Origin of the sequence: Streptomyces sp. NPDC002785, from assembly GCF_040295565.1 — a bacterium.
GTDB lineage: Bacteria > Actinomycetota > Actinomycetes > Streptomycetales > Streptomycetaceae > Streptomyces.
Genome location: NZ_JBEOVN010000379.1, coordinates 1 through 2,882, shown reverse-complemented (window position 1 = coordinate 2,882; position 2,882 = coordinate 1). Strand labels below are relative to the sequence as shown.

Genomic DNA, 2,882 nt, shown 5'->3' with positions numbered 1-2,882 from the left:
ATCGACCACCGCACCCACAGGACCACCGTCCACATCGAGATCAGCACGTTGCCAAGCCCGTCAGATGGCTAACCGAACGGCATTGCCCCTAGGCCTCTTCGCTGCCGCGATGGCCGTCATGGCGCTCGTCTCGGCCGTGGGACTGATAGTCGACGACCGGGTCCTGGCGGGCTCGGCGATATGGTTCAAGCCGTTCAAGTTCGCGCTCTCGTTCGTCGTGTACGCACTCGCGCTCGCCTGGATGCTGACGCTGGTCACCCGCGGTCGGCGCTTCGGCTGGTGGGCCGGAACCGTGGTCGCCCTGTCCAGCCTGGGCGAGATGGCGATCATCACCGGCCAGGTGATCCGCGGGATGCGCAGTCATTTCAACCACGCAACCCCGTTCGACGAGACGCTGTTCAGCACGATGGCCGTCACCGTCGTCGTGCTCTGGACCGGCACACTGGTCATAGCCGTCCTACTGCTGCGCGCCCGCATCGCCGATCGTGCCGCCGCCTGGGCGATCCGCTCGGGAGTACTGCTCGCGCTGGTGGGCACCGGATTCGGCTTCCTGATGACGCAGCCCACGCCCGGGCAGCGGGCGGCAGGGAACCTGGACAGCGCCGATGTGATAGGCGCACATTCCGTCGGCGTACCGGACGGCGGCCCGTCGATGCCGCTCACCGGCTGGTCGACGACCGGCGGCGATCTGCGCATACCGCACTTCGTCGGCATGCACGCACTCCAACTGCTGCCGCTCTTCCTGCTCGCGCTGGTCGCCCTGGCCCCGCGCTTCCCCCGGCTGCGCGACCCGCGGGTCCGGCTGCGGTTGGTGCTGGTCGCCTCCGGTGCGTACGCGGCGGTCGTCGCGCTGGTCACCTGGCAGGCGCTGCGTGGTCAGCCGCTGATTCACCCGGACGGTGCGACGCTCGTCGCCGCGGCTCTGACAGTGGCGGCGACAGCCGTGTGCGGCTATGGGGCGCTGAGGTCAACTCCCGTACGGCAGAGGGCCGATTCAGATTCCACCTCCGATTCCGCCGACAAGGAGCTCGCAGCATGACCGGTGCACTCTTCGAGATCTCGTTCTTCCTGGCAGCCCCGTTCTGGCTGCTCATGATCCTCGCGCCGAACTGGCGTCCCACGGCGCGTATCGCCGCATCACCGCTCACCGTCCTGCCGGTGATTGCGCTCTATCTGGTCATGGCCGTGCCGGTCCTCCCCGAGCTCTGGGACGCGGTGCGCAGCCCCGACATCGACACCTTCCGCGATCTGATGGCCCTGGCGAACGGGGCGGGGGCGATCTGGGCGCAGGTCATCGCCTGGGATCTGCTGCTGGGCCAGTGGATGTTCCTGGAAGGACGCCGACTGGGTATCTCTCCGCTGGTGATGGGGCCGCTGCTGGTGCTGACGATTCTGCTGTCGCCGTTCGGGCTGCTGGTCTTTCTCGTGCTGCGGGCGGCGCTGCGGCCGAAGACCCGGCCCGAGAACGGATTCCCGGACCGGGTTCCCGTTGCGTGAGAATGGCATGACCCACACCGGTAAGGGCACACGTACATGACAGTCTCCGTGGCGCTGTTCACCTCCGACCTGCGGCTGCACGACAATCCGATGCTGCTGGCCTCGGTGCGCGACGCGGATGCTGTCGTTCCCCTGTTCGTCCACGACCAGGGCATCCACCGGGCCGGCTTCGCCACGCCGAACCGGCGGGCGTTCCTCGCGGACTGCCTCGCCGACCTCGATGCGGGGCTGCGCCGCCGCGGCGGACGGCTCGTCGTCCGGGACGGCGATGTGGTGGCTGCTGCCCGTGCCGCGGTCGTGGAGACCGGTGCGCGGAGCCTGCACATCGCGGGCGGGGTGAGCGGATACGCGATGCGCCGCGAGGAACGTCTGCGTACGGCGCTGTCGGCCGTCGGCTGCTCCCTGCACGTCCATGACACAGTGGTCACAGCGCTCGTGCCGGGCCGGGTCGTCCCTGCGGGCCGCGATCATTTCTCGGTGTTCACCCCGTACTTCCGCCGTTGGGAGGCGGAGGGGGTGCGGGGCACACTGGCTCCTCCGCGGTCGGTGCGACTGCCGCGATCGCTCGGCTCGGAGCCGCCGCCCGAACGCCCGGAGAGGGCGGGTGTCTCCCCGGGACTCGCCGCGGGCGGCGAGTCCGTGGGGCGCCGGCTCCTGTCGTGCTGGCTGAACGGCGCGATGGCCGGCTACGAGAGCGGTCGTGACGACCTGGCCGGCGATGCGACATCGCGGCTCTCCCCGTATCTGCACTTCGGCTGTGTCTCCGCGACCGAAGTGGTGCACCGGGCCCAGGAAAAGGGCGGGCCGGGCGCCGAGGCGTTCGTACGGCAGCTGGCCTGGCGGGACTTCCACCACCAGGTGCTCGCCGCCCGCCCGGATGCCGCCCGCGCCGACTACCGCCCACGCGAGGACCACTGGAGGTCGGACGGGGACGAGATCGCCGCCTGGCGGGCCGGTCGCACCGGCTATCCCCTGGTCGACGCCGCGATGCGGCAACTGGCGTACGAGGGGTGGATGCACAACCGGGGACGCATGCTGGTGGCGAGCTTCCTCACCAAGACGCTGTACGTGGACTGGCGGGTCGGCGCCGCCCACTTCCTGGATCTGCTGGTCGACGGCGATGTGGCGAACAATCAGCTGAACTGGCAGTGGGTGGCGGGCACCGGCACGGACACCCGCCCCAATCGCGTCCTCAACCCGGTGGTCCAGGGCAAGCGGTTCGATCCGCGGGGCGACTACGTGCGCCGCTGGGTGCCCGAACTGGCCGGGCTGAAGGGCCCCTCCGTCCATGAGCCGTGGAAGCTGCCGGGTCCGGAGCGGGCCGCGCTGGACTATCCGGAGCCGCTCGTGGATCTCTCCGAGGCGCGGGCCCGCTTCGAGCGGGC

3 protein-coding genes are annotated in these 2,882 nt (G+C 70.1%); all 3 read left to right on the top strand.

All coding sequences use genetic code 11. The annotated features are described in order from the left end of the window. Positions 1 to 109: 109 nt before the first annotated feature. Positions 110 to 1,039: a hypothetical protein gene (locus ABTZ94_RS37130; RefSeq protein ID WP_351207817.1), complete on the top strand. Its 930-nt coding sequence runs from the start codon at positions 110 to 112 to the stop codon at positions 1,037 to 1,039. Then, complete coding sequence (locus tag ABTZ94_RS37125) at positions 1,036 to 1,497, top strand: ABA4-like family protein (protein WP_351207815.1); 462 nt, start codon at positions 1,036 to 1,038, stop codon at positions 1,495 to 1,497. The genes ABTZ94_RS37130 and ABTZ94_RS37125 overlap by 4 nt, the downstream gene beginning before the upstream one ends. A 36-nt stretch (positions 1,498 to 1,533) precedes the next feature. Further along, positions 1,534 to 2,882, top strand: a 1,349-nt coding sequence (locus ABTZ94_RS37120) for a cryptochrome/photolyase family protein (protein ID WP_351207813.1), incomplete at its 3' end; no start/stop codon positions are given.

What these genes read in the sequence shown, in the direction of transcription:
- ABTZ94_RS37130 (WP_351207817.1), top strand. Translation starts at nt 110, where the DNA reads ATGGCCGTCATGGCGCTCGTCTCGGCCGTGGGACTGATAGTCGACGAC.
- ABTZ94_RS37125 (WP_351207815.1), top strand. Translation starts at nt 1,036, where the DNA reads ATGACCGGTGCACTCTTCGAGATCTCGTTCTTCCTGGCAGCCCCGTTC.